The sequence below is a fragment of the Kineococcus sp. TRM81007 genome (assembly GCF_022669155.1).
Taxonomy (GTDB): Bacteria; Actinomycetota; Actinomycetes; order Actinomycetales; family Kineococcaceae; genus Kineococcus.
In genome coordinates, this window is record NZ_JALBVB010000050.1 from 16,185 (window position 1) to 39,799 (window position 23,615).

Consider the following 23,615-nt stretch of genomic DNA (forward strand, 5'->3'; position numbering starts at 1 on the left):
CGGGGCGGTCAGCGCCCCTGGTTGGCGACCGCCGCCGCCGCCGCGGCCGCAGCCTCCGGGTCGAGGTACTCGCCGCCGCGCACGAGCGGCTGCAGGTCCGCGTCCAGGCGGTACAGCAGCGGGATGCCCGTGGGGATGTTCAGGCCGGCGATGTCGGTGTCGGAGATGCCGTCCAGGTGCTTGACGAGGGCGCGCAGCGAGTTGCCGTGCGCGGCGAGCAGCACGACCTTGCCGGCCCGCAGGTCCGGGACGACCTCCTCGCGCCAGTACGGCAGCATGCGCGCGACGACGTCGGCGAGGCACTCGGTGCGGGGCATGTCCGCCCCCAGGCCGGCGTAGCGCGGGTCGCCGTCCTGGGAGAACTCCGAGCCGAGCTCGATCTGCGGCGGCGGCACGTCGAAGGAGCGGCGCCAGAGCATGAACTGCTCCTCGCCGAACTCCTCGAGGGTCTGCTTCTTGTCCTTGCCCTGCAGCGCGCCGTAGTGGCGCTCGTTGAGGCGCCAGGAGCGGCGCACGTCGATCCAGTGCCGCTCGGCCGCGTCCAGGGCCAGGTGGGCGGTGGTGATCGCGCGGCGCAGCAGCGAGGTGTGCACCACGTCCGGCAGCACACCGGACTCGACGAGCAGCCGGCCGCCGCGCGCCGCCTCCTCGCGGCCCTTCTCGGACAGCGCCACGTCCACCCAGCCGGTGAACAGGTTCCTGGCGTTCCACTCGCTCTCGCCGTGCCGCAACAGGACCAGGGTGTGCGCCGCTTCGCTCATGTCCCGCACCCTACCGAGGGCGCCCCGCACGGGCCTCAGGGGCGATCGGCGCGAGCGCGCCGGTACACCTCCAGGGTCGCCTCCGCCGTGCGGGCCCACCCGAAACCGCGAGCCCGCTCTGCCGCACGCGCCCCCAGCGCCGCCCGCCGCGCCGGGTCGTCCAGCAACCCCCCCAGCACGCGCGCCCAGTCCCGCGGTTCGTGCGATCCCACCAGCACCCCCGACTCGCCGTCCGCCACGGCGGTGCGCAGGCCGCCCACGGCGGCGGCCGCCACGGGGGTGGCGCACGCCTGCGCCTCCAGCGCCACCAGCCCGAACGACTCGTTGTGCGAGGGCACCACGACCACGTCGGCGGCGCGGTAGTGCTCGGCCAGCTCCGCGCGCGGCACCGGCGGGCTCACCCGCACCACGTCCTCCAGGCCGCGATCGCGCACCAGGTCCGTCAGCGCGTGCGGGTGCGCCGTGCCGGACCCGCTGGGGCCGCCCAGGACCAGCACGCGCAGCCGGGAACGCCGCTCGGGCCGCTCCCGCAGCAGCAGGGCCGCCGCCTCCACCAGCACGTCCGGGGCCTTCAGCGGCTGCAGCCGGCCCACGAACAGCAGCACCTCGGCGTCCTGCGGCAGGCCCAGCCGCTGCCGGGCCGCGGCGCGCCCGCCGTCCGGGGAGAACGTCGCCAGGTCCACGCCGGGCGGCACGACCGCCACGCGCGCGGGGTCCGCGCCGTACAGCTGCACCAGCTCGTCGCGCTCGGCGGGCGTGTTCGCCATCAGCCGGTCGGCGGCCGTCACGACCTGCTCCTCACCGATCAGCCGGCCGGCCGGCTCCGGGGCGTCCCCGGCCGCCAGGTGGGCGTTCTTGACCTTGGCCATCGTGTGCATGGAGTGCACCAGCGGCGCGTCCCAGCGGTCGGCGGCCAGCCACCCCACCTGCCCCGAGAGCCAGTAGTGCGAGTGGACCACGTCGTAGTGGCCCTCGGTGCGCCGCGCGCCGGTGCGCAGCATCCCGGCGGTGAAGGCGCACAGCTGGCCGGGCAGGTCGTCCTTGCCCAGGCCCTCGTAGGGGCCGGCGGCCACGTGCCGCACCGTCACGCCGTCGGCGGCGGCGACCACCGGCTCCTGGTCCGAGGAGGTGCGCCGGGTGAACACCTCCACCTCCACGCCGCGCAGCGCGAGCTGGCGGGACAGCTCCAGCACGTAGACGTTCATGCCGCCGGCGTCGCCCGTGCCCGGTTGCTCCAGCGGGGAGGTGTGCACCGACACCATCGCCACCCGGGAAACCCCCGCGCTCGCACCCACCGCTCGTCCCGCCCGCCCTCGCTGGTCGTCACCACCACCCCGCCCGGGTGGCTACCGTCGGACGGTGCCCCCCTTCAGCGGCGACCGCGGCAGCGCGCGGCCCGGCGAGCAGTCTGCACGGCGCCCCGCCGCGCGTCCCGTGGGGACCGTCACCCGGGGCACGACCGGGCCGGACCGGCTGCGGCGCGTGGAGCGCTGGCTGGCGGGCACGCAGGCGCGGCGGCTGCGCGCGGCGGCCGACCCGCTGGTGGTCGACCTGGGCTACGGCGGCCGGCCGGTGACCGTGACGGACCTGCAGCGCTGGCTGCGCCGGGTGCGCGAGGACGTGCGGGTGGTGGGGCTGGAGGTCTCCGGCGAGCGGGTGGCCGCCGCGCGCGCCGCCCTCGCCGGCGTGCCCGGCGCACCGGTGTTCGCGGTGGGCGGTTTCGAGCTGGGCGTGCCCGGCGGGGGTGACCCGGTGCTGGTGCGGGCGTTCAACGTGCTGCGCCAGTACGGCGAGGGCGAGGTCGCCGCCGCGTGGGAGCTGATGCGCTCGCGGCTGGCCCCGGGCGGTCTGGTGGTGGAGGGCACCTGCGACGAGCTGGGCCGGCGCAGCGCGTGGGTGGCGCTGGAGGCGGGCGGGCCGGTGTCGCTGACGCTCTCCCTGCGCCTGGGCGGGCTGCCGCAGCCGTCGGCGGTGGCCGAGCGCCTGCCGAAGGCCCTCATCCACCGCAACGTGCCCGGTGAGGGCGTGCACGACCTGCTGCGCGCGGCGGACGCCGCGTGGGCGCGCGCCGCCCCGGAGGGCACCTTCGGGGCCCGGCAGCGCTGGCTGGCGACGTGCCGGGCGCTGCGCCGGGACTGGCCGGTGCTGGACGGCCCGGCGCGCTGGCGGCTCGGCGAGCTGACCGTCGCGTGGGACGCGGTGGCACCGCGGGCCCGCGGAGGCGGTGCCGCGGGGCTCGGGCATGATCCTGCGCACAGGACGGGCAGCCGGAGGTGAGCGTGAGCCGACCGTCGCCGGGCGCGGCGCGCCCCACGATCCGCGACATCGCGCGGGTGGCGGGGGTGTCGAAGGCGTCGGTGTCCTACGCCCTCAACGACCTGCCGGGGGTGTCCGCGGCCACCCGGGAGCGGGTGCTGCTGGCCGCGCGGGAGCTGGGCTGGCGGCCCAGCGCGGCGGCCCGCTCCCTCTCGCACGCCCGCGCGCACGCCGTGGGCCTGGCGGTGGCGCGCGACGTGGAACTGCTGGGCGAGGAGCCGTACTACATGCGCCTGGTGGCCGGCATGGAGGGCGTGCTGGCCACGGAGTCGGTCTCCCTGCTGATGACGGTGGTCCCCGACGCCGACACCGCGGTGGACGTGCTGCGGCGCTGGTGGGCGGAGCGCCGCGTGGACGGCGTGGTGCTCACCGACCTGCTGGTCGAGGACCCGCGACTGGCCCTGGTGACGGAGCTGGGGGTGCCGAGCGTGGTGCGCGGCGGCCGGGAGGAGGAGGAGCCGGGCGGCGGTGCCGGCACGGTGGCGGTGTCGGTGGAGGAGGAGCGCGAGCCGTTCGAGCGGGTCGTGGAGCACCTGCTGCTGCGGGGGCACCGGCGGCTGGCGCGGGTCAGCGGGCCGCCCGAGTACCGCCACACGCGCCGGCGTGACCGCGCGTGGCAGGAGGTGACGACCGCGGCGCTGGGCGCCGAGCAGGAGGTCGTCGTCGCCGACTACTCCGCCCGCGGGGGCCTGGAGGCGACGCGGGCGCTGCTGGCTCGGCCGCGACCGCCGACGGCGGTGCTGTACGACAACGACGTCATGGCGGCCACGGTGGTCGCGGAACGGCGCTCGCTGGGGGTGGCGGTGCCCGCCGACCTGGCGGTGGTGGCCGGCGAGGACTCGATCCTGTGCCGGCTGGCCGACCCCGGCATCACGGCGCTGCGCCGAGACGTGGTGGCCGACGGCGCCGCCACGGCGCGGCTGCTGCTGGACCTGCTGGCGGGCCGGGCGCCGCGGCCGCTGCTGCTGGCTCCGCGCGAGCTGGTCGTGCGGGGCAGCTCCGGTTCGGTGCTCACACCTCGAGCAGGAGGGTGACCGGCCCGTCGTTCACCAGCTCGACGGCCATGTCGGCGCCGAAGCGGCCGGCGGCCACGGGCACGCCCGCGGCGCGGAGGGCGGCGGCGACGGCGTCGACGAGGGGCTCGGCGACGGGACCGGGGGCGGCGGCCGCCCAGCTGGGGCGGCGCCCCTTGCGGGTGTCGCCGTAGAGGGTGAACTGGCTGACGAGCAGGACGCCCGCACCGGCGTCGAGCACCGAGCGCTCCCCGCGCAGGACGCGCAGCTCGGCGACCTTGCGGGCGAGGCGCTCGGCCTGGCCGGGACCGTCGCCGTGGGTGACGCCCACCAGGACGAGCAGGCCGGGGCCGTCCAGGGCGCCGGTCTCCTCGCCGTCGACGGTGACCCGGGCCCGGCTGACGCGCTGCACGACGGCTCTCACGGGAACAGCCTGGCGCACGGCCGACGGGGTGAACGGAGGGGGTGGGGGCGGTGAACCGGACGCGTCGTCACGGTTGCGCGCCTACGATCGAGCGGTGCTCGACGTCCCCGTGGTGATCCCCCTGACCCTGCTCGCGCTGGGCGTGGGGACGCTGGGCTGCCTGGTGCGCCCGCGCTGGGACGTGGCGGTGGTGACGGGGCTGCTGAGCGCGGTGTGGACCCGCGTCAACGGGCCGGTGGAGGGTCGGATCCTGCACACCTGGACGGCGGACCGGGGCTTCACCGAGGCGGACGTGCTCTCCGTGCTGGCGCTGCTGGCCGTGGGCACGGCGCTGCTGCGGTGCGGGCTGCGCATGGTGCGCGGCGCGCGGCCGGGCCCGTCGGCCGGCCCGCGCGGGACGGCGTGGGGCCCGGAGGCTCACCAGGGGCCGTAGGGGCCACCCTGGCGGCGCTCGTCGCGGCCGGGCCCGCGGCGCCCGCCGAACTGCCGCACGGCGGGACGCACGTCCGCCATGTACACGGCGGCGGCGACCACGGAGACGATGCCCAGCAGGCCGGGCAGACCGGCCGCGGAGATCGGCGGCAGGGACACGAAGCCGATGGCCGCGGCGACCGCGAGCACCGCGACCCAGAAGGTCTTGGTGCGCTTGCCGGCGGCGACGAACGAGCCCGCGGGGCGGCGCAGGGCGTCGACCAGCGCCCACGCCGCGAGGGCGAACGCCGCGAAGGCGATCACGAGGAGCACGCCGAACTGGACGGTGCCGACGAGTGAGGTCACACCTGGATCCTACGGTCGGGACCGCCGCGGGGTTCCCCCGTCGCGGCGGCGGCGGCCCCGCGCACGGGCGGCTCACCCGATCGGCGGAGCCCGCTGCGCGCGGCGCCGGGGACCTCCCCGGGGAACCGCCCCGGGGCGTCAGCGGCCGCCCGGCAGCGCGTCCTCCACGGAGGCGATCCCCTCGCGGTAGCGACGGGTGATCTCGTCGGTGCAGGCGTCCATGACCTCCTGCACGCGGTGGCGGTCGGCGGACAGCTCGTGCTCCAGGCCCAGCAGGCGCTCCCGGGCGGCGGCCAGCTGCTCGTCGTCCATGGCCGTCAGGTCCGACAGGTGCGGGTCGGCGACGGCGGCCTCGGCGCGGCGGCGGTGCTCCCCCACGCGGCTGGGCTGCACCGTGGTGTGCCGGCCCATGCCGTGGTTCGTGCGGCGCGGGTCCGCCAGCACGTCGGTCAGGCGGGCCACCAGCTCGGCGTCGGTGCGCGCGGCGGACACGTCCGTGCCGCCGTCGACGCCGGAGCGCTGCTGCAGCTCGGCACCGAGCAGGTCCAGGCGGCCCTGCAGCAGCCGGCGGGCGTAGGAGAGGTCGGCCTCCTCCTGCTCGGCCAGGGTGCGCCGCTCGCGCAGCTCCGCGAGGTCGACGGTGCGCAGGTCCGCGACGAACTCCGGGGCGAGCACCCGGTCGAGCGCCCGGCGCCCGCCCCGCTGATACCCGCTGACGTGCTCCTCGTCCATGCCGGCCTCCGCTCCCCGATCAGACTCATCGCTCTGGGCGATCAGCGCGCCACCGTGCGTGCGCGTTCTGAGGATAGGCCCCCGCGGTGCGTCAGGGGGCGACCACGACCTCCTGCGCCGCCGCGAGCGGCCGGTGCTGCTCCCCCGCGGCCGAGCCGGCCACCGCGAACAGCGGCGCGTCCACCGGCACGGACCGCTTGAGCACCGCGAGGGCGACCGGTCCCAGCTCGTGGTGGCGCGCGGCCGTCGTCACGCGCCCCACGGCGCGCTCCGGGCCACCGGCGAGGACCACGTCGTCGCCGCGGCCGGGCAGGTCGTGGGAGGAGCCGTCCAGGTGCAGCAGCACCAGCCGGCGCGGCGGACGGCCCAGGTTGTGCACCTTGGCGACGGTCTCCTGCCCGCGGTAGCAGCCCTTGTGCAGGTGCACGGCCGTGCGCAGCCAGTCCAGCTCGTGCGGGATGGAGCGCTCGTCGGTCTCCATGCCCAGGCGCGGCCGCCACGCCTCCACGCGCAGCGCCTCGGCCGCCCAGCTGCCCGCCGGCCGCCGGCCCGCCACCCGGGCCGCCAGCTCGGCGCGCGGCACGAGCACCTCCCGCCAGGGCCGCTCGGCGCCCGGGTGCAGCGGGGTGGGCACGGCCGCGTAGCTCGCGGTGTCGGCCGCACCGCCCTCGTTCGCCGGGACGGGCCCGGGCCAGGGGTCCACCCACACCGGCCCGGCGCCGTCGCCCGGCTCCCTGCTCGACTCCCCCAGGACGGCCCACTCGGCGGTGACGTCCTCGACCTCCACGCGCAGCGCGAAGCGCATCTTCAGCAGCCACGCGACCAGCGGCTCCCGCTCGGCGGCCTCGACCGTGATCCAGGTGGCCCCACCGTCGTCGAGCAGGTGCAGGTCGTGCTCGATCCGGCCGGTCGGGCTCAGCACCAGGCTCTCGGTGCTGGTGCCGGCCGGCAGGCCGGTCAGGGCCTGGCTGGTGGTGCTGTGCAGCCAGCTGAGCCGGTCCGGGCCGCTGACGCGCACCACGCCGCGGTGGGACAGGTCCACGACGGCCTCGCCGCGCACGAGGGCGCGCTGCTCGGCCACCGGGTCGCCGTAGTGCCAGGCGGTGCCCGCGTCGGCGCCCTCCGCGGCGACAGCTCCGGGCAGGTCGAGCAGCGGCGAGCGCCGCACGGGGGCGGGGGCGGGGGTCTCGGTGCTCACGGTTCCTCCGGCGTCTGGGGGGTGGGGCCGGCGCCGCAGGCGGCGCAGCGTCCGCGCAGCGCCAGGTGCGCGACGTCGGCGGTGAACCCGGTGCGCCGGCGCAGGTCGGCGGCCAGCTCGGCGGCCGCGTCGGCCGGGGCCTCGGCGACGGCCCCGCACCCGTCGCACACCAGGTGCAGGTGGCCGCCGTGCTCGACGGCGTGGAAGGTGTCGGCGCGCCGGTCCAGCGCGGTGCGGGCCACCAGGCCCAGCTCCTCCAGCAGGGCCAGGGCGCGGTAGACCGTGGAGGCGTCCACGGCGGGCGCGGCGCCGTCGGCGCGCAGGTCCGCCAGCACCTCCTCGGGCGTGGCGTGGCCCAGGCGGCGCACGGACGACAGGACGCGCTCGCGCTGGGGGGTGCGGCGGAGCCCCCGCGCGTGCAGGGCCTCGCCGAGCGGGGCGGGGAGCGCGGGCGTCAGGACACCCGCTTCAGCCGCGCCGACGCGTAGCTGCGCATCGGGTGGCCGCCGAGCGCGACGTCCAGCGCCCACAGCAGGTCGCCCTCCACGAGCCCGTACATGCGCGTGGCGGCGGTGTACTCGTGGGCGGTGGTGGTGCGGGCGACCACGTCGGTGGACAGGTCGATGCGCGGGCCGGTGGCCTCGCCGACGAGGACCTCCACGACACCGGTGGGGTGGGCCAGCACGACCTCCAGGTCCACCGGGCGGGGTCCGTCGGCGGGCGCGGGGGCCGCCGGGTCCAGCGGGCGCGGGCGCCAGTAGCCGGTCTCGACGTCGAGGGGGTCGGTGGTGCTGCCCGCCTCGTCGAGGGCCCACGTGGTGGAGGTGTAGCTCAGGAAGTCGCGCCCGTCGTGGGAGAACTCCACGACCTGCCCGAAGCGGGTGTCCTCACCGCGCGCGGGGTGGCCGAGGACGCCGGCGCCCTCCCAGCGGCCCAGCAGCCAGGACAGCGGGACCAGCGGGAGCGGCGTGTCGGTGCGCAGGGGCACGGGTGCTCCGGCCACGGCTCAGCGCTGTCCCTTGTAGAGGCGGTACACCACGAAGCCGGCGAACCACGCGATCACGATGCTGACCACGATCAGCAGGACGAGGAAGAAGACTTCGAGCGCGTGCACCCTGCGAGCGTACCCGCGCGCCGGCCGCCGGGGCCGCGGACGTGGGCGGCCTCACGTCCGGCCCGGACCCGCGCCCGCCGCCCCGCCCGCGGCCTCACAGCAGCAGCAGGCGCCCCACCAGGTAGGCGCCGCCGCCGGCGAGCGCCACCGGCGCGGCGGCCACCGCGAAGGCGGCGGGCACGCTCCCGGCGGCGGGCAGGCGCGCGGAGTGCGCCCGCCAGGCGGCTGCCGCCAGGCCCGCCCCAGCGCCGGCGACGATGCCCGCCACCGCCCACCGGGCGGGCGGGACGATCCCGGCGCCGCCCAGGGCCACGGTCGCCGAACCGGCCAGCCAGCCGGTCAGCGCACCCGCGAGCAGCGCGACCGGGCCGGCGACGCGCAGCGGCCAGCTGGTGGCGCACACGGCGACGGCGACGGCGAGGGCGGCGAGGACCACCGGTGCCAGGGGGGCGCCCGCGTACGTGGCGGGCACGGCGACCCAGCAGGCGGCCAGGACCGCCAGCGCCTGCCCGGTCACGGCGGCGGTGACGGACTCGACCAGCCGGGGCCGGCCGTCGCGGCGGGCCAGCTGGTGGACGAAGGCCCCCAGCAGGGACAGGGCCGCCACGGCGGGCAGCCCGGCCAGCGGCCCGCCCCCCACCGCGTCGCGGCCGGCCAGGACCGCCACCGCGGTCGCGGCCGCCGCGACCAGCCCCGTCAGCGCCACCACGGAGGTCGTGCCGCGCGGGGAGGGCAGGCTCAGCAGCTCCGGCCAGCCGGCGGCGAGCAGCGCGCTGACCAGGACCGCGGCGAGGGCGAGCACGACCGGCCCGGCGAAGGCGGCCAGCGCGACGAGGGCGGCCAGGGCGAGCGTGGTCGTCGCCGTCGCGGAGGGAGTCACCCCGCGATCCTCCCGCACACCCCTGCCGGGCACCGCACCGCCGCGGTCGGTGCGGTGCGGTGCCGCGCGGGCGGTGCGCGGACCGGCACGGGGTGGCCGGCCGGTAAACTGCAGGTTCGGCGGGGCGCCCGGGCGCCCCCTCCAGGCGGACGGAGGGCGGGAGACCGGGTGGCCCAGATCCTCGTGCTGACGAACGCGCTGACGCCCTCCACCGAGGTGCTGCCGGCGCTGGGGCTGCTGCCGCACAGCGTCCGCGTGCTGCCGGCGGAGGCGTCGGTCCTGGTGGACGGCCCCCCGTCGGACGCCGTGCTGGTCGACGGGCGCCGCGAGCTGGCCGCCGCCCGCTCGCTGTGCCGGCTGCTGCGCACCACCGGGCTGTCGCAGCCCCTGCTGCTGGTGCTGACCGAGGGCGGCATGGCCGCGGTCGCCGCGGACTGGGGCGCCGACGACGTCCTGCTCGACACCTGCGGGCCGGCCGAGCTGGACGCGCGGCTGCGGCTGGCGGCCGGGCGCGCCCACGGCGTGGCGGCCGAGGCGCCGGACGCGGGCGCCGGGGAGATCCGGGCCGGGGACGTCGTCATCGACGAGACCGCCTACTCGGCGCGGGTGCGCGGGCGCCAGCTGGACCTGACGTACAAGGAGTTCGAGCTGCTGAAGCACCTCGCCCAGCACCCCGGCCGGGTGTTCACCCGCGCCCAGCTGCTGCAGGAGGTGTGGGGCTACGACTACTTCGGCGGCACCCGCACCGTGGACGTCCACGTGCGGCGCCTGCGGGCGAAGCTGGGCGCCGAGCACGAGGGCGCCATCGGCACGGTCCGCAACGTGGGGTACCGGTTCGTCTCCCACGGCCGCGAGGGCGCGGGCGCACCGGCCGGCGACGCACCGGCCGGCGACGCACCGGCCGGCGACGCACCGGGCGAGGAGCTGCTGGACGACGAGGCGGCGCCGGGCTTCCCGGCGAGCGGCGGGACCGACGGGTCGCCGGGCGCGGCCGGCGCGGTGCCCCGGCCGCTGCGCAGCGCCCCGCGGCCGAGGTGAGCGGCCAGGTGGGCGGCCAGGTGGGTGGCGAGGCGGGTGGCGAGGCGGGTGCGCGCCGCCTCGAGGTCGTGGACGGCCCGGTGGCGCCGGCGGTGCGCGCGGGGGTGGAGCGGCTGGCCGCCGCGGTCTCGGCGGCCGACGGCACGGACGCCGTGAGCGAGGACGCCCTGCTGCGGCTGCGCACGGGCGGCGACGGTGTGCGGCACCTGCTGCTGCACGCCCCGGTGGACGGGGCGGCGGCCGGCGACGCGGCCGGCGGGTCGGTGCCGGCCGGGTACGCGCAGCTGGCGGTGGCCGGGGAGGACCTGGCGGGCGAGCTGCTGGTGCACCCGTCGGCGCGCCGGCGCGGGCACGGGCGCGCCCTGCTGGAGCGGGTGGGTGAGCTGGCCGCGGGCCGGCGCGCGCTGCTGTGGGCGCACGGGGACTCCCCCGCCGCCGCGGCGCTGGCCGCGGGCGCGGGCTGGGAGCGCGCGCGCGAGCTGCTGCGCATGCAGCGCGCCACCGCCGGGCTGGCGGAGCTCGCCGAGCCGGCCCTGCCGCCCGGGGTGCGGGTGCGCCCGTTCGTCCCGGGTGCCGACGAGGCGGCGTGGACGGCCCTGAACGCGGCGGCGTTCGCGCAGCACCCCGAGCAGGGCCGCTGGACGGTGGAGGACCTGCGGCTGCGCGAGGGCGAGGAGTGGTTCGACCCGTCGGTCCTCCTGCTGGCGCAGGGGTCGGAGGGGCTGCTGGGGTTCTGCTGGATGAAGGTGCAGCCGCACGTCTCGGAGCTGTACGTGCTGGGGGTGCACCCGGGCGCGGCGGGGCGCGGGCTGGGGCGGGCGCTGCTGGTGCGGGGGCTGCGCGCGGTGGCGGGGCCGGGGGCGCCGGGCGAGGTGGAGCTGTACGTGGACGGCGGCAACGTCCCCGCGGTGCGGCTGTACGAGGCGCTGGGCTTCGCGCGGGCCGCGGTGGACGTGCAGTACGCGAGCGCGCCGGGGTCCTGAGCCCGCCGCGCTCGCGCCGCCCGCGCGCCGCTCTCCCGTCGACGGGGCGTCGAGCGCGCGTCACGCGCCGTGCGGGCGCCTCGCCCGAACGGGGTCCACGCGCCCGCCGGTGGCAGGATGAACTCCATGACGGCGACGACCCGGGCCGGTTCTGCCGCCCCGCTCCCTGCGATCCCCCGCACCGACGAGCCGGTGGAGCTCCCCGAGGACCGCTTCGCCGACCGCGAGCTGTCCTGGCTGGCGTTCAACGAGCGCGTGCTGGAGATGGCGGAGGACCCGAACACCCACCTGCTGGAACGGGCCCGGTTCCTGTCGATCTTCGCGAACAACCTCGACGAGTTCTTCATGGTGCGGGTGGCGGGCCTGAAGCGCCGCATCGCCACCGGCCTGGCGGTCACCGCCGCCAGCGGCCTGGAGCCGCGCGAGGTGCTGGACGCCATCTCCGTGCGCGCCCACGAGCTGACCGAGCGGCAGGCGAACGCGTTCCTGGAGGGCGTGCGCCCGGCGCTGGCCGAGGCCGGCATCACCATCGTGCACTGGGACGACCTGTCCCCCAACGAGCAGGTGCGCCTGCACGGCTTCTTCCGCGACCAGGTGTTCCCGGTGCTGACGCCGCTGGCGGTGGACCCGGCGCACCCGTTCCCGTACATCTCGGGCCTGTCGCTGAACCTCGCGGTGGTGGTGCGCAACCCCACCACCGACAAGGAGCACTTCGCGCGCGTGAAGGTGCCGCCGCTGCTGCCGCGCTTCGTGGCGGTGGCGCAGGCGGACGGCGAGGACGCGCGCTCGGCGCGGTTCGTGCCTCTGGAGGACGTCATCTCCGTGCACCTGGACCAGCTGTTCCCGGGCATGGAGGTCGTGCAGCACCACACGTTCCGCGTCACCCGCAACGAGGACCTCGAGGTCGAGGAGGACGACGCGGAGAACCTGCTGCAGGCGCTGGAGAAGGAGCTGCTGCGGCGCCGCTTCGGCCCGCCGGTGCGCCTGGAGGTCGCCTCGGACATCGACCCCACGGTGCGCGAGCTGCTGGTGCGCGAGCTGGGCGTGTCCGAGCAGGAGGTGTACGAGCTGCCCGAGCCGCTGGACCTGCGGGGCCTGGGCGACATCGCGGACATCGACCGCCCGGAGCTGAAGTACCCGAAGTTCGTCGCGCGCACCCACCGCGACCTCACCGACGGCGCGGAGACCGCCAAGCCGTCGGACGTGTTCGGCGCGATCCGCAACCGCGACGTGCTGCTGCACCACCCGTACGACTCGTTCTCCACGAGCGTGCAGGCGTTCCTGGAGCAGGCGGCGGCCGACCCGCGCGTCCTGGCCATCAAGCAGACCCTGTACCGCACCTCCGGCGACTCCCCCATCGTCGACGCCCTCATCGACGCCGCCGAGGCCGGCAAGCAGGTGCTGGCTCTGGTGGAGATCAAGGCCCGCTTCGACGAGCAGGCGAACATCACGTGGGCGCGCAAGCTGGAGCAGGCGGGCGTGCACGTCGTGTACGGCCTGGTGGGCCTGAAGACCCACGCGAAGCTGAGCCTCGTGGTGCGCCAGGAGCCCGGTGGCCTGCGCCGCTACTGCCACGTCGGCACCGGCAACTACAACCCCAAGACGGCCCGCCTCTACGAGGACATGGGGCTGCTGACGGACGACCCGCAGGTGGGTGAGGACCTGACGCGGCTGTTCAACCAGCTGTCGGGGTACGCGCCGAAGACCGCCTACAAGCGCCTGCTCGTGGCGCCGCGCTCGCTGCGCACGGGCCTGATCGACCGCGTGGACCGCGAGATCGACAACCACCGCCAGGGCCTGCCCGCGGGCGTGCGCATCAAGGTGAACTCCATCGTCGACGAGGCGGTCATCGACGCGCTGTACCGCGCCTCGCGGGCGGGCGTGCCGGTGGACGTGGTGGTGCGCGGCATCTGCGCGCTGAAGCCGGGCGTGCCGGGGCTGAGCGAGAACATCCGGGTGCGCAGCATCCTGGGTCGCTTCCTGGAGCACAGCCGCGTCTTCTGGTTCGCCTCGGGCGGTGACCCGGTGGTGATGATCGGCAGCGCGGACATGATGCACCGCAACCTGGACCGCCGGGTGGAGGCGGTGGTGCGGCTGACCGACCCGCGGCACGTGCGCGAGGTCTCGCAGCTGCTGGACGAGTGCATGAGCGACTCGACGGCCTCGTGGCACCTGGGACCGGACGGGACGTGGACGCGGCACCACCTGGACGCCGACGGCCGGTCGCTGACGGACATGCAGGAGCACATCATCGCGACCCGTCCCGGCCGCCGGCCGTCCCCGCGACGCCGGTGACGGCGGCCGCTGTCCGAGCCGGCGCGCCGGCGACCGTCGAGGCGGCCGGCTGCGTGGTGGTGCGTCGCGGCCGGGGCGGTGAGCCGCAGGTGCTGCTGGTGCACCGCCCCGCCACGCCGCGCCACGGCCGCGACTGGTCCTGGCCCAAGGGGAAGCTGGAGGAGGGCGAACCGCACGCGGTGGCCGCGGTGCGCGAGACGCTGGAGGAGACCGGCTGCCGGGTGCTGCTGACGCGGCCGCTGCCGGAGCTGCGCTACCGCGTCGAGGGCGGCCGGCGCAAGCGGGTGCGCTACTGGCTGGCGTTCGCCGCCCCCGGGGAGGTGGCGGGCACGCCGTCGCCCGAGGAGGTCGACGAGGTCCGCTGGTGCTCGGCGGAGCAGGCTCGGGAACTGCTGACGTACCCGCACGACGTGCGCGTGCTGGACGCGGCCCTGGCGGCGGCGAAGGTGCGCACCTGGCCGGTGCTGCTGCTGCGGCACGCCAAGGCGGTGGCGCGCGACCGGTGGCGGGGGGCGGAGGACGCGGACCGCCCGCTGCTGGACCGCGGGCACGAGCAGGCGCACGCGCTGGCGCCGCTGCTGGGGTGCTTCGACGTGCGCGAGGCCGTGACGTCGCCGTGGGCGCGGTGCGTCCAGACGCTGCTGCCGGCCGCCGACACCGCCTCGTGGCGGCTGCGGGAGGACGAGGCGCTGAGCGAGGAGGGTTTCGAGGCGGCCCCGGCCGGGGTGGGTGCCGTGCTGGACGGGGCGCTGGCCTCGGGCCGGGGGACGGTGCTCTGCTCGCACCGGCCGGTGCTGCCGGTGCTGCAGGAGCGGCTCGCCGCCGTGGCCGGGGACGGTGAGCGGGCGCTGCTGCGGCGCAAGCTCTCCAAGGGGGAGTTCGTCGTCGCGCACGTGGCGGGACGGGGCGCCGAGGCGCGCGTGGTGGCCGTGGAGCGGCACGCGCCCCCGGCCGGCCGCTGAGCCGGGGCCTCGGCACGCCCGGCCCACCCCGGTGCGCCGGATGCGCACCGGCCGTCGGAAACCGGTGACCCTCTGTTCAAACGTTCACCCGTTCACCTGGACGTTGGCCCCAGTCCCCGAACTCGACCCGATCACGCCGCCCCCGGTTAACCCGCCGTTCACCCTCGGCCGGGTATCACGTCACCTCGGCTGCTTACCGTCCTCGCACGTCAGATCCGGTTGGCGCTGCCCCGCGCCGGCCCGTCGAGCGAAAGCGAGCCTCATCCGTGAACCGCAGGACCTTCCGCCGCGCCGCCGTCCCGGCCGCCCTCGCCCTGTCCCTGGGCCTCGCCGCCTGCAGCGGTGAGAACGAGACGACCACCACCGGCGGCGAGGGGACGAGCACCTCGGACCTCAGCGGCAGCATCGCCGGCGCCGGCGCCAGCACCCAGACCGCCGCGCAGCAGACCTGGGCCGCCGGCTTCAACGCCGAGAACCCCGACGTCACGGTGAACTACGACCCGGTCGGTTCCGGCGCGGGCCGCGAGCAGTTCCTCAACGGCGGCGTGCCGTTCGCCGGCTCCGACGCCTACCTGGACGAGGAGGAGCTGGCCGCCTCGGAGGAGCGCTGCGCCGGCGGCAACGCCATCGACCTGCCGGTCTACGTCTCCCCCATCTCCGTGGCCTACAACCTGCCCGGTGTGGAGAACCTGCAGCTGTCGCCCACCACCCTGGCGAACATCTTCAACGGCACCATCACCACCTGGAACGACCCGGCGATCACCGCGGACAACCCGGGCGCCACCCTGCCGGACACGCGCATCAACCCGGTGCACCGCTCCGACGACTCGGGCACCACCGAGAACTTCACCGACTACCTGCACGCCACCGCCCCCGAGGCGTGGACCGCCGAGCCCGACGGCGAGTGGCCGCTGCAGACCGGCGAGGCCGCCCAGGGCACCTCCGGCGTGGTGCAGGCCATCGGCGCCGGCGAGGGCTCCATCGGCTACGCGGACGAGAGCCAGGTCGCCGCCAGCGACCTGCAGGCCGCCGCCCTGAAGGTCGGCGAGAACTGGGTCGCCCCCAGCGCCGAGGCCGCCGCCACCGCGCTGGACTCCTCCAGCCGCGTCGAGGGCCGCCCCGAGGGCGACATCGCCATCGAGATCGACCGCACCACCACCGCGGACGGCGCCTACCCGCTGTTCATCGTCTCCTACGCGATCGCCTGCACCGCGTACGAGGACGCCACCCAGGGCGAGCTCGTCAAGTCGTACCTGACCTACGTCACCAGCGAGGAGGGCCAGCAGGCCGCGGCCGAGCGCGCCGGGTCCGCCCCCATCTCCGACCAGCTGCGCGAGGACATCACCACCTCGCTCGACATGATCGGCGCCTGAGCCAGACCCCAGAACCGCACAGGGGCGGGCGGCCACGACGGCCGCCCGCCCCTTCCCGCAGCAGGCGCGGACCGCACCGCGCACCGCCCCCCACCAGGAGGACCCCCGGGTGAGCACCCCGACCCAGCAGCCGACCCGAGACCCCGGACCGGGCGGCAGAGGCACCCTCGCCACCGGGACCACCCGCAAGGGCGACGCCGTCTTCAAGGGCACCTCGACCGGGGCGGGCGTGCTGATCCTGCTCGTCCTGGCCGGCGTGGCGGCCTTCCTCATCGGCCAGTCCATCCCCGCGCTCACGGCCTCGCCCGAGGACCTGCCGGAGGGGCAGACGGTCACCGCGTACGTGTGGCCGCTGCTGTTCGGCACCGTCCTGGCCGCGATCATCGCGCTGCTGGTCGCCACCCCGATCGCCGTGGGGATCGGCCTGTTCATCTCGCACTTCGCGCCGCGCCGCGCTGCGCAGACCCTGGGCTACCTCGTCGACCTGCTGGCTGCCGTGCCCAGCATCGTCTACGGCATCTGGGGCGCCGTGGTGCTGTCCGCGTGGCTGGTGCCGATCTACCAGTGGCTGGAGCGCAACGCCGGCTTCCTGCCCTTCTTCGACGGGCCGGCCCTGCCCTCGGGCCGCACGATGCTCACCGCCGGCCTGGTGCTGGCCGTGATGATCCTGCCGATCATCACGGCCCTGTCGCGCGACGTCTTCCTGCAGACGCCGCGGCTGCACGAGGAGGCCGCCCTGGCCCTGGGCGCCACCCGCTGGGAGATGATCCGGTACGCCGTGATCCCCTACGGCCGTTCCGGCGTCGTCAGCGCCGCGATGCTCGGCCTGGGCCGCGCGCTCGGCGAGACGATGGCCGTGGCGCTGGTGCTCTCCGGCGCGCGCATCATCACGTTCGACCTGATCGGCGCCGCGAACCCGCTGACCATCGCCGCGAACATCGCACTGGCCTTCCCCGAGTCCTCGGGCCTGACCACGAACACCCTCATCGCCAGCGGCCTGGCCCTGTTCATCATCACGTTCCTGGTGAACTTCGCCGCCCGCTGGATCGTCTCGCGCTCCGGAGCCAAGGCATGACCACCACCACCGGCAAGTCCCCCCGCGAGGTGCTGGCGGCCGTCGACCAGCCGCTGTCGAAGGCCGCGCTGCCGGGCTGGACGCCGTGGGCGCTGCTGGCCGCCTCCGTCCTGGTCGCCGTCGCGGTGCTGCTGCCCGGCGGCACCTCGATCGCCGCCGTCGCCGTCCTCACCGCGATCGTGCACCTGGTGCTCACCGGCGCGGTCTCCCGCGCCAAGGAGGGCCCCCGCAAGGCCAAGGACCGCGTCGTCACCGCCCTGGTGACGATCGCGTTCCTGCTGGCGATGGTGCCGCTGGTCTCCGTCGTCTGGACGGTCGTGTCCAACGGCGCCGCGCGCTTCGACGCCACCTTCTTCACGTGGTCCATGCAGGGCGTCCTCGGTGAGGGCGGCGGGGGCCTGCACGCCATCTGGGGCACGATCCTCGTCACCCTGATCGCGACGCTGATCTCCGTGCCCGTCGGCCTGCTGACGGCCGTGTACCTCGTCGAGTACGGCGGCAAGTCCACCCTGGCGCGCGCCATCACGTTCCTCGTGGACGTCATGACGGGCATCCCCTCCATCGTCGCCGGCCTCTTCGTCGCGGCCCTGTTCGTGATCCTCGTGGGCCCGGGCACGAAGCTGGGCATCATGGGCTCCATCGCCCTGTCCGTGCTGATGATCCCGGTCGTGGTGCGCTCCACCGAGGAGATGCTCAAGCTGGTCCCCAACGACCTGCGCGAGGCCGCCTACGCCCTCGGCGTGCCGAAGTGGCGCACGATCATCAAGGTCGTGCTGCGCACCAGCATCTCCGGCATCGCCACCGGCATCACCCTGGCCGTGGCCCGCGTGGCCGGCGAGACCGCCCCGCTGCTGGTGACGGTGGGCACGACGGTTGCGACGAACTTCAACCCGTTCGAGGGCCGCATGGCGACCCTGCCGGTGTACGCCTACTACAGCTACACGCAGCCCGGCGTCCCGCCGCAGCCGGGCATCGACCGGGCGTGGACGGCCGCGCTGGTCCTGATCATCCTGGTGATGGCCCTGAACCTCGCTGCCCGGATGATCTCCCGCTTCTTCTCCCCCAAGGCCGGTCGCTGAGCGGCTCCCGCCGGCGCACCCCGAAGAGATCGACCAAGGAGCCGACGTGGCCAAGCTCATCGACGTGAGCGACCTGAACATCTACTACGGCGACTTCCTCGCCGTGGACAGCGTCAACATGACCATCGAGCCGCGGGCCGTGACCGCGCTCATCGGTCCCTCCGGCTGCGGGAAGTCCACCTTCCTGCGCTCGCTGAACCGCATGCACGAGGTCATCCCCGGTGCCCGTGTCGAGGGCAAGGTCGTCATGGACGGCCAGGACCTCTACGACAAGGACGTGGACCCGGTCGCGGTGCGCCAGCACATCGGGATGGTCTTCCAGCGGCCCAACCCGTTCCCGACGATGTCCATCTACGAGAACGTCGCCGCGGGCGTGCGCCTGAACGCCAAGCGCATGAAGAAGAGCGACATGGACGAGCTCGTGGAGTCCTCGCTGCGCGGGGCGAACCTGTGGAACGAGGTGAAGGACCGCCTCGACAAGCCCGGCATGGGCCTCTCGGGCGGGCAGCAGCAGCGCCTGTGCATCGCCCGGGCCATCGCGATCCGTCCGTCGGTGCTGCTGATGGACGAGCCGTGCTCGGCGCTGGACCCGATCTCAACCCTCGCGGTGGAGGACCTCATCGGTGAGCTGAAGAACGAGTACACGATCGTGATCGTGACCCACAACATGCAGCAGGCCGCGCGCGTGTCCGACCAGACCGGCTTCTTCAACCTGTCGGGCGTGGGCAAGCCCGGCCAGCTCGTCGAGATGGACAGCACCTCGACGATCTTCTCCAACCCGTCGCAGAAGGCGACCGAGGACTACATCTCCGGCCGCTTCGGCTGACCGGCGACCCCGCACGCGCGAGCGCCCGGNNNCGGGCGCTCGCGCGTGCGGGCCCGGCTCAGACCAGCGAGAACAGCCGCAGCAGGAGTGCCGTGCCCGCGGCGAGGGCGGCCGCGGCGGGCAGCGTGAGCGCCCACGCGGTGAGCATCGAGCGGGCGACCTCCCAGCGGACCGCGGACGCCCGGCGGGTCACCCCCACACCGATGATCGCCGAGGAGATCGTCTGGGTCGTGGACACCGGGGCGTGGAAGCCCAGTGCCGCGACGTACAGCACCGAGGCCGAGACCGCCTCGGCGGTGAAGCCCCGGGCGGGGTCGAGCTGGATGAGGCGCCGGCCGAGCGTGCGGATGATGCGCCACCCGCCCGCGTAGGTGCCGGCGCTGATGGCCACCGCGGCGGCGACCCGCACCCACAGCGGGACGGAGAAGTCCTCGCTGGAGTGGTACCCCCCGGCGATCAGCGCCAGCACGATCACCCCCATGGTCTTCTGCGCGTCCTGCAGCCCGTGGCCGAGGGCCATCGCGGACGCCGAGACGGTCTGGGCCAGGCGGAAGCGCCGGTGCGTCGGCCCGGGCGCGGAGCGGCGGAAGGCCCACAGGACGGCGAGCATCACCAGGTAGGCCAGGGCGAAGCCGATCAGCGGCGAGAGGACCATCGGCACCACGACCATGTCGAGCACGACCTCCCAGTGCACGACGGCGCCCGTCACCAGCCCGGTCCCGGCGAGCGCGCCGACGAGGGCGTGGGAGGCGGAGGAGGGCAGTCCTCGCCACCAGGTGATCAGCTGCCAGCCGATCGCCGCGACGAGCGCGATCAGGACGAGCCACAGGGCGCCGGGGCCGACCCCGACGTCGATGATCCCGTCGCCGATGGTCTCGGCGACGCCGGTGCCGAGGAACGCGCCGACGAAGTTGCACAGGGTGGCCAGCCCCAGCGCCACCCGCGGCGTCAGGGCCCGCGTGGAGATCGAGGTGGCGATGGCGTTGGCGGCGTCGTGGAAGCCGTTGGTGAAGTCGAAGACGAGCGCCACGACCACGACGACCACGACGAGCAGGAGGGCGAGCTCCACGGGGTCAGGACTCCTTGATCGCGATCAGCTCCACCGCGTGGGCGACGTCCTCGAAGGCGTCCGCGGTGCTCTCGAGCTTCTCGACGACCTCCTTGAGCTTCAGGACCGTGATCGCGTCGTGCTCCCCGCCGAGGATCGTGGTGAGGAGACCGCGGTGGATCTGGTCCGCCTGGTTCTCCAGGCGGTTCACCTCCACCCAGTAGTCGGACAGGGCACGCGGGGTGTTCAGCCGCGGCAGCGCCTCGCAGGTCAGCTCCGCCTGCCGGGCGATCACCTGCACGAGGTCCCCCACGGCGGGCGGCAGGTCCCCCACCCGGTAGATCAGGATGAGGTCGACGGCCGCGTGCATGAGGTCCAGGCAGTCGTCGAGGCGGGACGCGAGCCGGTGGATGTCCTCGCGGTCGAAGGGCGTGACGAAGGAGGTGTGGAGCCGGCGCAGCACCGCGTGGGCGGCTTCGTCCCCGGAGTGCTCGATCTCCTCCATGCGGCGGGCGAGGTCGACGCGCCGCACCTGGTCGCTGCCGAGGAACTCGGTGAGGACGGCCGCGGCCTCGACGAGGACCTCGCCGGTGCGGGTGAAGAGCTCGAAGAAGCTCTCGTCCCGGGGGGTGAGTCGAAAACGCACTGGGGCTCCGCTTGCGGTGTGCTCGGTCCGGGCCGACGGCGCTCGACCCGCAGCGGACTCTAGGCGGTGGGCGCGCCGTCGCCGACACCCAGGCCACTCGCCCGGGTGGGTCCGGTGGGGTCGTCCACGCCCAGGACGCGATCCAGCTCGCTCTCCGCCAGCGGTCCGTCACTCTCAGACGCGGCCACGACGACGTCCACGTACAGCTCGATCTCCTCGGCGAGCGCGTCGTCGGCGAGGGGCCCTGCGACGGGGGCCGGCGCGGCGCGCTCGGGATCCAGGTGGGGGGTCATGGTGGCGCCCACGGTACGCGCGCCGGGCGCCGGGCGGCGGCGATCGCCCCAGGCCGCTCAGGGCGCGGCGGTCGCCGTGCTCGCGGTCGCGGTGACCGCCGGGCCGGGGGGAGCGGACGGGCCGGCGGTGGGGTCGGCGGTGGGGTCGGCGGTGGCGCTCTCGGTGGGTGCGACGGTCGGGTCCGTGGCGGGCTGGACCAGCTCGGGGCGGTCGGCGTCGGTGAGGACGGTGCGCTGGAGGCTGACCTCCGCCAGGCCGAGGCCGCCGACGGTGACCTCGTCGTAGGCCAGCAGCTCGTCGGTGTCCTCGGCGAAGTAGAGCAGGGTGGCGGACAGCGGCAGCGGGGCGCCGTCCGCGAGGCGGTCCAGCCCCGCGGAGGTGATGCCCGCCCCGCCCGTCGTGCCCTCGACCATGACCCGGGTGCCGGAGTCGTCCAGGGTGACGCTGCGCTTGTGCAGGTGCCCGGCCAGCACGAGCGGCACCCGGCCCATCAGGGGCTCCAGGCCGCTGGGGTCGTGCACGAGCGCGACGTCCACGGGGTCGTCCGCGTTCCCGGACCCCCACTCCTCGATGCCGGCCGCGAGGACCTCGTTGGAGCGGCGCTGCACCTCCTCGGCGTCACCCTCGGCGGTGCTGCCCTCCCCCTCGGGGGTGAAGACGGGGTCACCCTTGCCGGCGAAGCGCAGCCCCGCCACCTCCGCGGTCTCCCCCTCGTCGAGCACGACCGCGCCCTCCTGGGCGGCGACGGCCCCCTGGGTCTGGGCGGAGTCGTGGTTGCCGCGGACGAACACGTACGGCACGTCCAGGGCCCCGATGCGGTTCAGGAACGAGGACTCCACCGCCGTGCCCAGGGTGGTGACGTCCCCGGTGTCGACGACGACCTGCACGCCGAACTGCTCGACGAGGTCCTCGACGAGGTCGAAGCCGAGGGGGTTCAGGTGCAGGTCGGAGATGTGCAGGACGGTCGTGACGTCCTCCCCCGCGCCGGCGCCGGGCAGCCCGTCGCCGAGGACGGGCAGGCTGCCGCTGACGGCGTACAGGGTGCTGACGCTGCGCACGACGTCGGACAGGCCGCTGCGGTAGGACTCCAGCCGCTCCAGCGCCTCCTGCGTGCTGGAGGCGACGTAGGGCGCGCGGGAGAGCAGACCGGTGAAGCGGGGCTGCTGCAGGGCGCCGGGCTCGAAGCTGGCGGCGGCGGCGCCGCCGGCGACCAGCAGCGCCGCCACGCACGCGGCGCCGGTCTGCAGGGCCCGGCGGCGGGCCCGGTAGACGACGACCCCGGCGAGCACCGCCCCGCCGACCCCGCACGCGGCGCTGTAGGTGGCCGCGCGCACGGTGGCCGCGCGCACGGTGTCGGCGGCGGTCAGCTCCAGCGCCAGCAGCTGCTGCGGGGAGCGCACCAGGCGGGAGGCGGCGTCCAGGTCGACGGCCTCGATGCGGGCGGTCACCTCGATCGGGGCCTCGTGCGTGTCGAAGGTGATCTGGCCGACGGGCGGCAGGTCGACCTCCACGCCCGGTTCCAGGCTGGGGTGCACCCGCACCTCCGTCTCCAGCGGGCCCACCCAGGTGTCGTGACCGGGGGCGAGGGCGAAGCCGATCCCGGCCCCGACGGCCGCCACCAGCAGCACGCCCAGCCAGCTCAGCAGGCGCCCCAGCACCCGCAGCGGGCGCGGCGGCAGGGCTCGCAGCGCCCTGCCGCGGCGCCACCACGGGGGACGGGCGGGCACGGCCCCCCGGGCACCGGGCTCGGCGCCGGGCGCGGTGCGGGACGCCCCGCGGTCCGCACCGCGGGGCGCCGGTCCGGGCGCGCTGTCGTCGGAAGCCATCGGGGCCGATCCTCGCGCAGACCGCGCCGTCCTGCCGGTCGCACGGGTGCATCCACGGGTTCGCGGCGGGTACGGGGAGGGCATGAGCGAAGAGAGCACCCCCGAGAGCGGCGGCTTCCGCGACCTGCGCAGCCGCGAGCCCGTCGGCCGCCCCGGACCCGCGGTCGTCACCGGCTCGGAGTCCGGCATCGGGCGGGCGATCGCCGTCGAGCTGGCCCGGCGCGGCCACGACGTCGGGGTGACGTGGTTCCGCGACGAGGAGCAGGGCCGGCGCACCGCCGAGGAGGTCCGGGCGCTGGGCCGGCGCGCCGAGCTGCGCCACCTGGACCTGCGCGACCTGCCGGCGGCGGCGGACGTCGTCGACGAGCTGGCCGAGGCCCTCGGCGGGGTGGAGGTCCTGGTCAACGACGCGGGCACGGGCACGTCGACCCCGCTGCTGGACCTGTCCTTCGACGACTGGCGCGAGGTGCTGTCCACGGACCTGGACGGGGCGTTCCTGTGCCTGCAGCGCGCGGCGCGCCGCATGGTCGCCGCGGGGCGCGGCGGGCGGATCGTCAACATCACGAGCGTCCACGAGCACCAGCCGCGCGTGGGGGCGGCGCCGTACTGCGCGGCCAAGGGCGGTCTGGGCCTGCTGACCCGCACGGCGGCGATCGAGCTGGCCGAGCACGGCATCACCGTCAACGCGGTGGCACCGGGTGAGATCGCCACTCCGATGACCGGGCAGGAGGACCAGGACCCGCACACCGAGGAGCGCCCGGGGGTGCCGCTGCGCCGGCCGGGCGACGCGCGGGAGATCGCGGCGGTCGTGGCGCTGCTGTGCTCGCCGGGGGGTTCGTACGTGACGGGCGCGTCGTACGCGGTGGACGGCGGGATGCTGCAGATGGGTCCGATGGCCGGCTCGCACCTGACGTCCGACGACTGGCGCCGCCCCTGACACCCCTCCCCCACCCCG

Annotated in this window: 25 protein-coding genes; 12 read left to right on the forward strand and 13 right to left on the reverse strand. The window is 75.9% G+C overall.

Annotated elements, in window-relative coordinates:
• Nucleotides 1-8: 8 nt before the first annotated feature.
• Entirely contained in the window at nucleotides 9-761 is a 753-nt protein-coding gene (locus MN205_RS08880; protein ID WP_242126380.1) for a phosphoglyceromutase, read from the reverse strand.
• Nucleotides 762-796: 35 nt separating this feature from the next.
• Nucleotides 797-2,023 (reverse strand): D-inositol-3-phosphate glycosyltransferase, encoded by a 1,227-nt coding sequence (mshA, locus tag MN205_RS08885; protein ID WP_242126553.1) that lies wholly within the window; start codon nucleotides 2,021-2,023, stop codon nucleotides 797-799.
• 97 nt (nucleotides 2,024-2,120) lie between these two features.
• Between mshA and MN205_RS08890 the strand changes: the two genes are divergently transcribed.
• The gene (locus tag MN205_RS08890) at nucleotides 2,121-3,038 is read left to right on the forward strand and encodes a class I SAM-dependent methyltransferase (RefSeq protein ID WP_242126382.1); all 918 of its coding nucleotides are present in this window, start codon (nucleotides 2,121-2,123) and stop codon (nucleotides 3,036-3,038) included.
• A 2-nt stretch (nucleotides 3,039-3,040) separates the two neighbouring features.
• Nucleotides 3,041-4,111, forward strand: a complete 1,071-nt coding sequence (locus MN205_RS08895) for a LacI family DNA-binding transcriptional regulator (protein ID WP_242126384.1) — start codon at nucleotides 3,041-3,043, stop codon at nucleotides 4,109-4,111.
• On the opposite strand, the gene dtd is transcribed toward MN205_RS08895, so the two are convergent.
• Nucleotides 4,089-4,514, reverse strand: coding sequence for a D-aminoacyl-tRNA deacylase (gene dtd / locus MN205_RS08900; RefSeq protein WP_242126385.1), 426 nt, complete (start codon nucleotides 4,512-4,514; stop codon nucleotides 4,089-4,091). The genes MN205_RS08895 and dtd overlap by 23 nt on opposite strands.
• A 94-nt stretch (nucleotides 4,515-4,608) precedes the next feature.
• On the opposite strand from dtd, the gene MN205_RS08905 reads away from it, so the two are divergent.
• Entirely contained in the window at nucleotides 4,609-4,947 is a 339-nt protein-coding gene (locus MN205_RS08905; protein ID WP_242126387.1) for a hypothetical protein, read from the forward strand.
• Here the strand turns inward: MN205_RS08905 and MN205_RS08910 are convergent.
• From MN205_RS08910 to MN205_RS08935, 6 genes are all read right to left on the reverse strand, one after another.
• Nucleotides 4,932-5,291, reverse strand: a complete 360-nt coding sequence (locus tag MN205_RS08910) for a DUF2516 family protein (protein ID WP_242126389.1) — start codon at nucleotides 5,289-5,291, stop codon at nucleotides 4,932-4,934. The two genes, MN205_RS08905 and MN205_RS08910, sit on opposite strands and share 16 nt — an antisense overlap.
• A gap of 138 nt (nucleotides 5,292-5,429) precedes the next feature.
• Nucleotides 5,430-6,023 (reverse strand): hypothetical protein, encoded by a 594-nt coding sequence (locus MN205_RS08915; protein WP_242126390.1) that lies wholly within the window; start codon nucleotides 6,021-6,023, stop codon nucleotides 5,430-5,432.
• 91 nt (nucleotides 6,024-6,114) lie between these two features.
• Nucleotides 6,115-7,221 (reverse strand): folate-binding protein YgfZ, encoded by a 1,107-nt coding sequence (locus MN205_RS08920; protein ID WP_242126392.1) that lies wholly within the window; start codon nucleotides 7,219-7,221, stop codon nucleotides 6,115-6,117.
• A complete protein-coding gene (locus MN205_RS08925) occupies nucleotides 7,218-7,679 on the reverse strand; it encodes a Fur family transcriptional regulator (RefSeq protein ID WP_374115897.1) in 462 nt (153 codons plus the stop codon). The genes MN205_RS08920 and MN205_RS08925 overlap by 4 nt, the downstream gene beginning before the upstream one ends.
• Complete coding sequence (locus MN205_RS08930; RefSeq protein WP_242126395.1) at nucleotides 7,676-8,209, reverse strand: FABP family protein; 534 nt, start codon at nucleotides 8,207-8,209, stop codon at nucleotides 7,676-7,678. The genes MN205_RS08925 and MN205_RS08930 overlap by 4 nt, the downstream gene beginning before the upstream one ends.
• A 220-nt stretch (nucleotides 8,210-8,429) precedes the next feature.
• Complete coding sequence (locus tag MN205_RS08935; RefSeq protein ID WP_242126397.1) at nucleotides 8,430-9,215, reverse strand: hypothetical protein; 786 nt, start codon at nucleotides 9,213-9,215, stop codon at nucleotides 8,430-8,432.
• A gap of 168 nt (nucleotides 9,216-9,383) precedes the next feature.
• Here MN205_RS08935 and MN205_RS08940 point away from each other — a divergent pair, with 168 nt between their 5' ends.
• The 8 genes from MN205_RS08940 to pstB all read left to right on the forward strand — a co-directional run bounded on the left by MN205_RS08940 (nucleotide 9,384) and on the right by pstB (nucleotide 18,846).
• The gene (locus MN205_RS08940) at nucleotides 9,384-10,253 is read left to right on the forward strand and encodes a response regulator transcription factor (RefSeq protein ID WP_242126399.1); all 870 of its coding nucleotides are present in this window, start codon (nucleotides 9,384-9,386) and stop codon (nucleotides 10,251-10,253) included.
• Between the two features lie 8 nt (nucleotides 10,254-10,261).
• On the forward strand, nucleotides 10,262-11,236 hold the full coding sequence (mshD, locus tag MN205_RS08945) for a mycothiol synthase (protein WP_242126401.1): 975 nt from the start codon (nucleotides 10,262-10,264) through the stop codon (nucleotides 11,234-11,236).
• A 126-nt stretch (nucleotides 11,237-11,362) separates the two neighbouring features.
• Complete coding sequence (locus MN205_RS08950; protein WP_242126403.1) at nucleotides 11,363-13,531, forward strand: RNA degradosome polyphosphate kinase; 2,169 nt, start codon at nucleotides 11,363-11,365, stop codon at nucleotides 13,529-13,531.
• A gap of 53 nt (nucleotides 13,532-13,584) precedes the next feature.
• Nucleotides 13,585-14,493 carry an NUDIX hydrolase gene (locus MN205_RS21770; protein ID WP_242126404.1) on the forward strand — a complete coding sequence of 303 codons (909 nt, stop codon included), beginning with the start codon at nucleotides 13,585-13,587 and terminating at the stop codon, nucleotides 14,491-14,493.
• A 266-nt stretch (nucleotides 14,494-14,759) separates the two neighbouring features.
• Nucleotides 14,760-15,866, forward strand: a complete 1,107-nt coding sequence (pstS, locus tag MN205_RS08960) for a phosphate ABC transporter substrate-binding protein PstS (protein WP_242126406.1) — start codon at nucleotides 14,760-14,762, stop codon at nucleotides 15,864-15,866.
• A 109-nt stretch (nucleotides 15,867-15,975) separates the two neighbouring features.
• Nucleotides 15,976-16,941 carry a phosphate ABC transporter permease subunit PstC gene (pstC, locus tag MN205_RS08965; RefSeq protein ID WP_242126407.1) on the forward strand — a complete coding sequence of 322 codons (966 nt, stop codon included), beginning with the start codon at nucleotides 15,976-15,978 and terminating at the stop codon, nucleotides 16,939-16,941.
• The gene (gene pstA / locus MN205_RS08970; RefSeq protein WP_242126409.1) at nucleotides 16,938-18,020 is read left to right on the forward strand and encodes a phosphate ABC transporter permease PstA; all 1,083 of its coding nucleotides are present in this window, start codon (nucleotides 16,938-16,940) and stop codon (nucleotides 18,018-18,020) included. The genes pstC and pstA overlap by 4 nt, the downstream gene beginning before the upstream one ends.
• Nucleotides 18,021-18,066: 46 nt before the next feature.
• A complete protein-coding gene (gene pstB / locus MN205_RS08975; RefSeq protein WP_242126411.1) occupies nucleotides 18,067-18,846 on the forward strand; it encodes a phosphate ABC transporter ATP-binding protein PstB in 780 nt (259 codons plus the stop codon).
• A 58-nt stretch (nucleotides 18,847-18,904) separates the two neighbouring features.
• Here pstB and MN205_RS08980 read toward each other — a convergent pair whose 3' ends face one another.
• From MN205_RS08980 to MN205_RS08995, 4 genes are read right to left on the reverse strand one after another with little or no spacing between them, the layout of a single operon-like run.
• Nucleotides 18,905-19,915, reverse strand: a complete 1,011-nt coding sequence (locus MN205_RS08980) for an inorganic phosphate transporter (protein WP_242126413.1) — start codon at nucleotides 19,913-19,915, stop codon at nucleotides 18,905-18,907.
• 4 nt (nucleotides 19,916-19,919) lie between these two features.
• Nucleotides 19,920-20,540, reverse strand: coding sequence for a DUF47 domain-containing protein (locus MN205_RS08985; RefSeq protein ID WP_242126414.1), 621 nt, complete (start codon nucleotides 20,538-20,540; stop codon nucleotides 19,920-19,922).
• A 59-nt stretch (nucleotides 20,541-20,599) separates the two neighbouring features.
• Nucleotides 20,600-20,833, reverse strand: coding sequence for a hypothetical protein (locus MN205_RS08990; RefSeq protein WP_242126416.1), 234 nt, complete (start codon nucleotides 20,831-20,833; stop codon nucleotides 20,600-20,602).
• Between the two features lie 57 nt (nucleotides 20,834-20,890).
• On the reverse strand, nucleotides 20,891-22,660 hold the full coding sequence (locus MN205_RS08995; protein WP_242126418.1) for a metallophosphoesterase: 1,770 nt from the start codon (nucleotides 22,658-22,660) through the stop codon (nucleotides 20,891-20,893).
• A gap of 82 nt (nucleotides 22,661-22,742) precedes the next feature.
• Here MN205_RS08995 and MN205_RS09000 point away from each other — a divergent pair, with 82 nt between their 5' ends.
• The gene (locus tag MN205_RS09000; protein WP_242126419.1) at nucleotides 22,743-23,597 is read left to right on the forward strand and encodes an SDR family oxidoreductase; all 855 of its coding nucleotides are present in this window, start codon (nucleotides 22,743-22,745) and stop codon (nucleotides 23,595-23,597) included.
• Nucleotides 23,598-23,615 lie beyond the last annotated feature (18 nt).

Bases quoted from the DNA above. Each gene is read 5' to 3' on its own strand.
- MN205_RS08880 (WP_242126380.1), bottom strand. From the start codon at position 761: ATGAGCGAAGCGGCGCACACCCTGGTCCTGTTGCGGCACGGCGAGAGC.
- mshA (WP_242126553.1), bottom strand. From the start codon at position 2,023: ATGGTGTCGGTGCACACCTCCCCGCTGGAGCAACCGGGCACGGGCGAC.
- MN205_RS08915 (WP_242126390.1), bottom strand. From the start codon at position 6,023: ATGGACGAGGAGCACGTCAGCGGGTATCAGCGGGGCGGGCGCCGGGCG.
- MN205_RS08950 (WP_242126403.1), top strand. From the start codon at position 11,363: ATGACGGCGACGACCCGGGCCGGTTCTGCCGCCCCGCTCCCTGCGATC.
- pstA (WP_242126409.1), top strand. From the start codon at position 16,938: ATGACCACCACCACCGGCAAGTCCCCCCGCGAGGTGCTGGCGGCCGTC.
- MN205_RS08990 (WP_242126416.1), bottom strand. From the start codon at position 20,833: ATGACCCCCCACCTGGATCCCGAGCGCGCCGCGCCGGCCCCCGTCGCA.
- MN205_RS08995 (WP_242126418.1), bottom strand. From the start codon at position 22,660: ATGGCTTCCGACGACAGCGCGCCCGGACCGGCGCCCCGCGGTGCGGAC.
- MN205_RS09000 (WP_242126419.1), top strand. From the start codon at position 22,743: ATGAGCGAAGAGAGCACCCCCGAGAGCGGCGGCTTCCGCGACCTGCGC.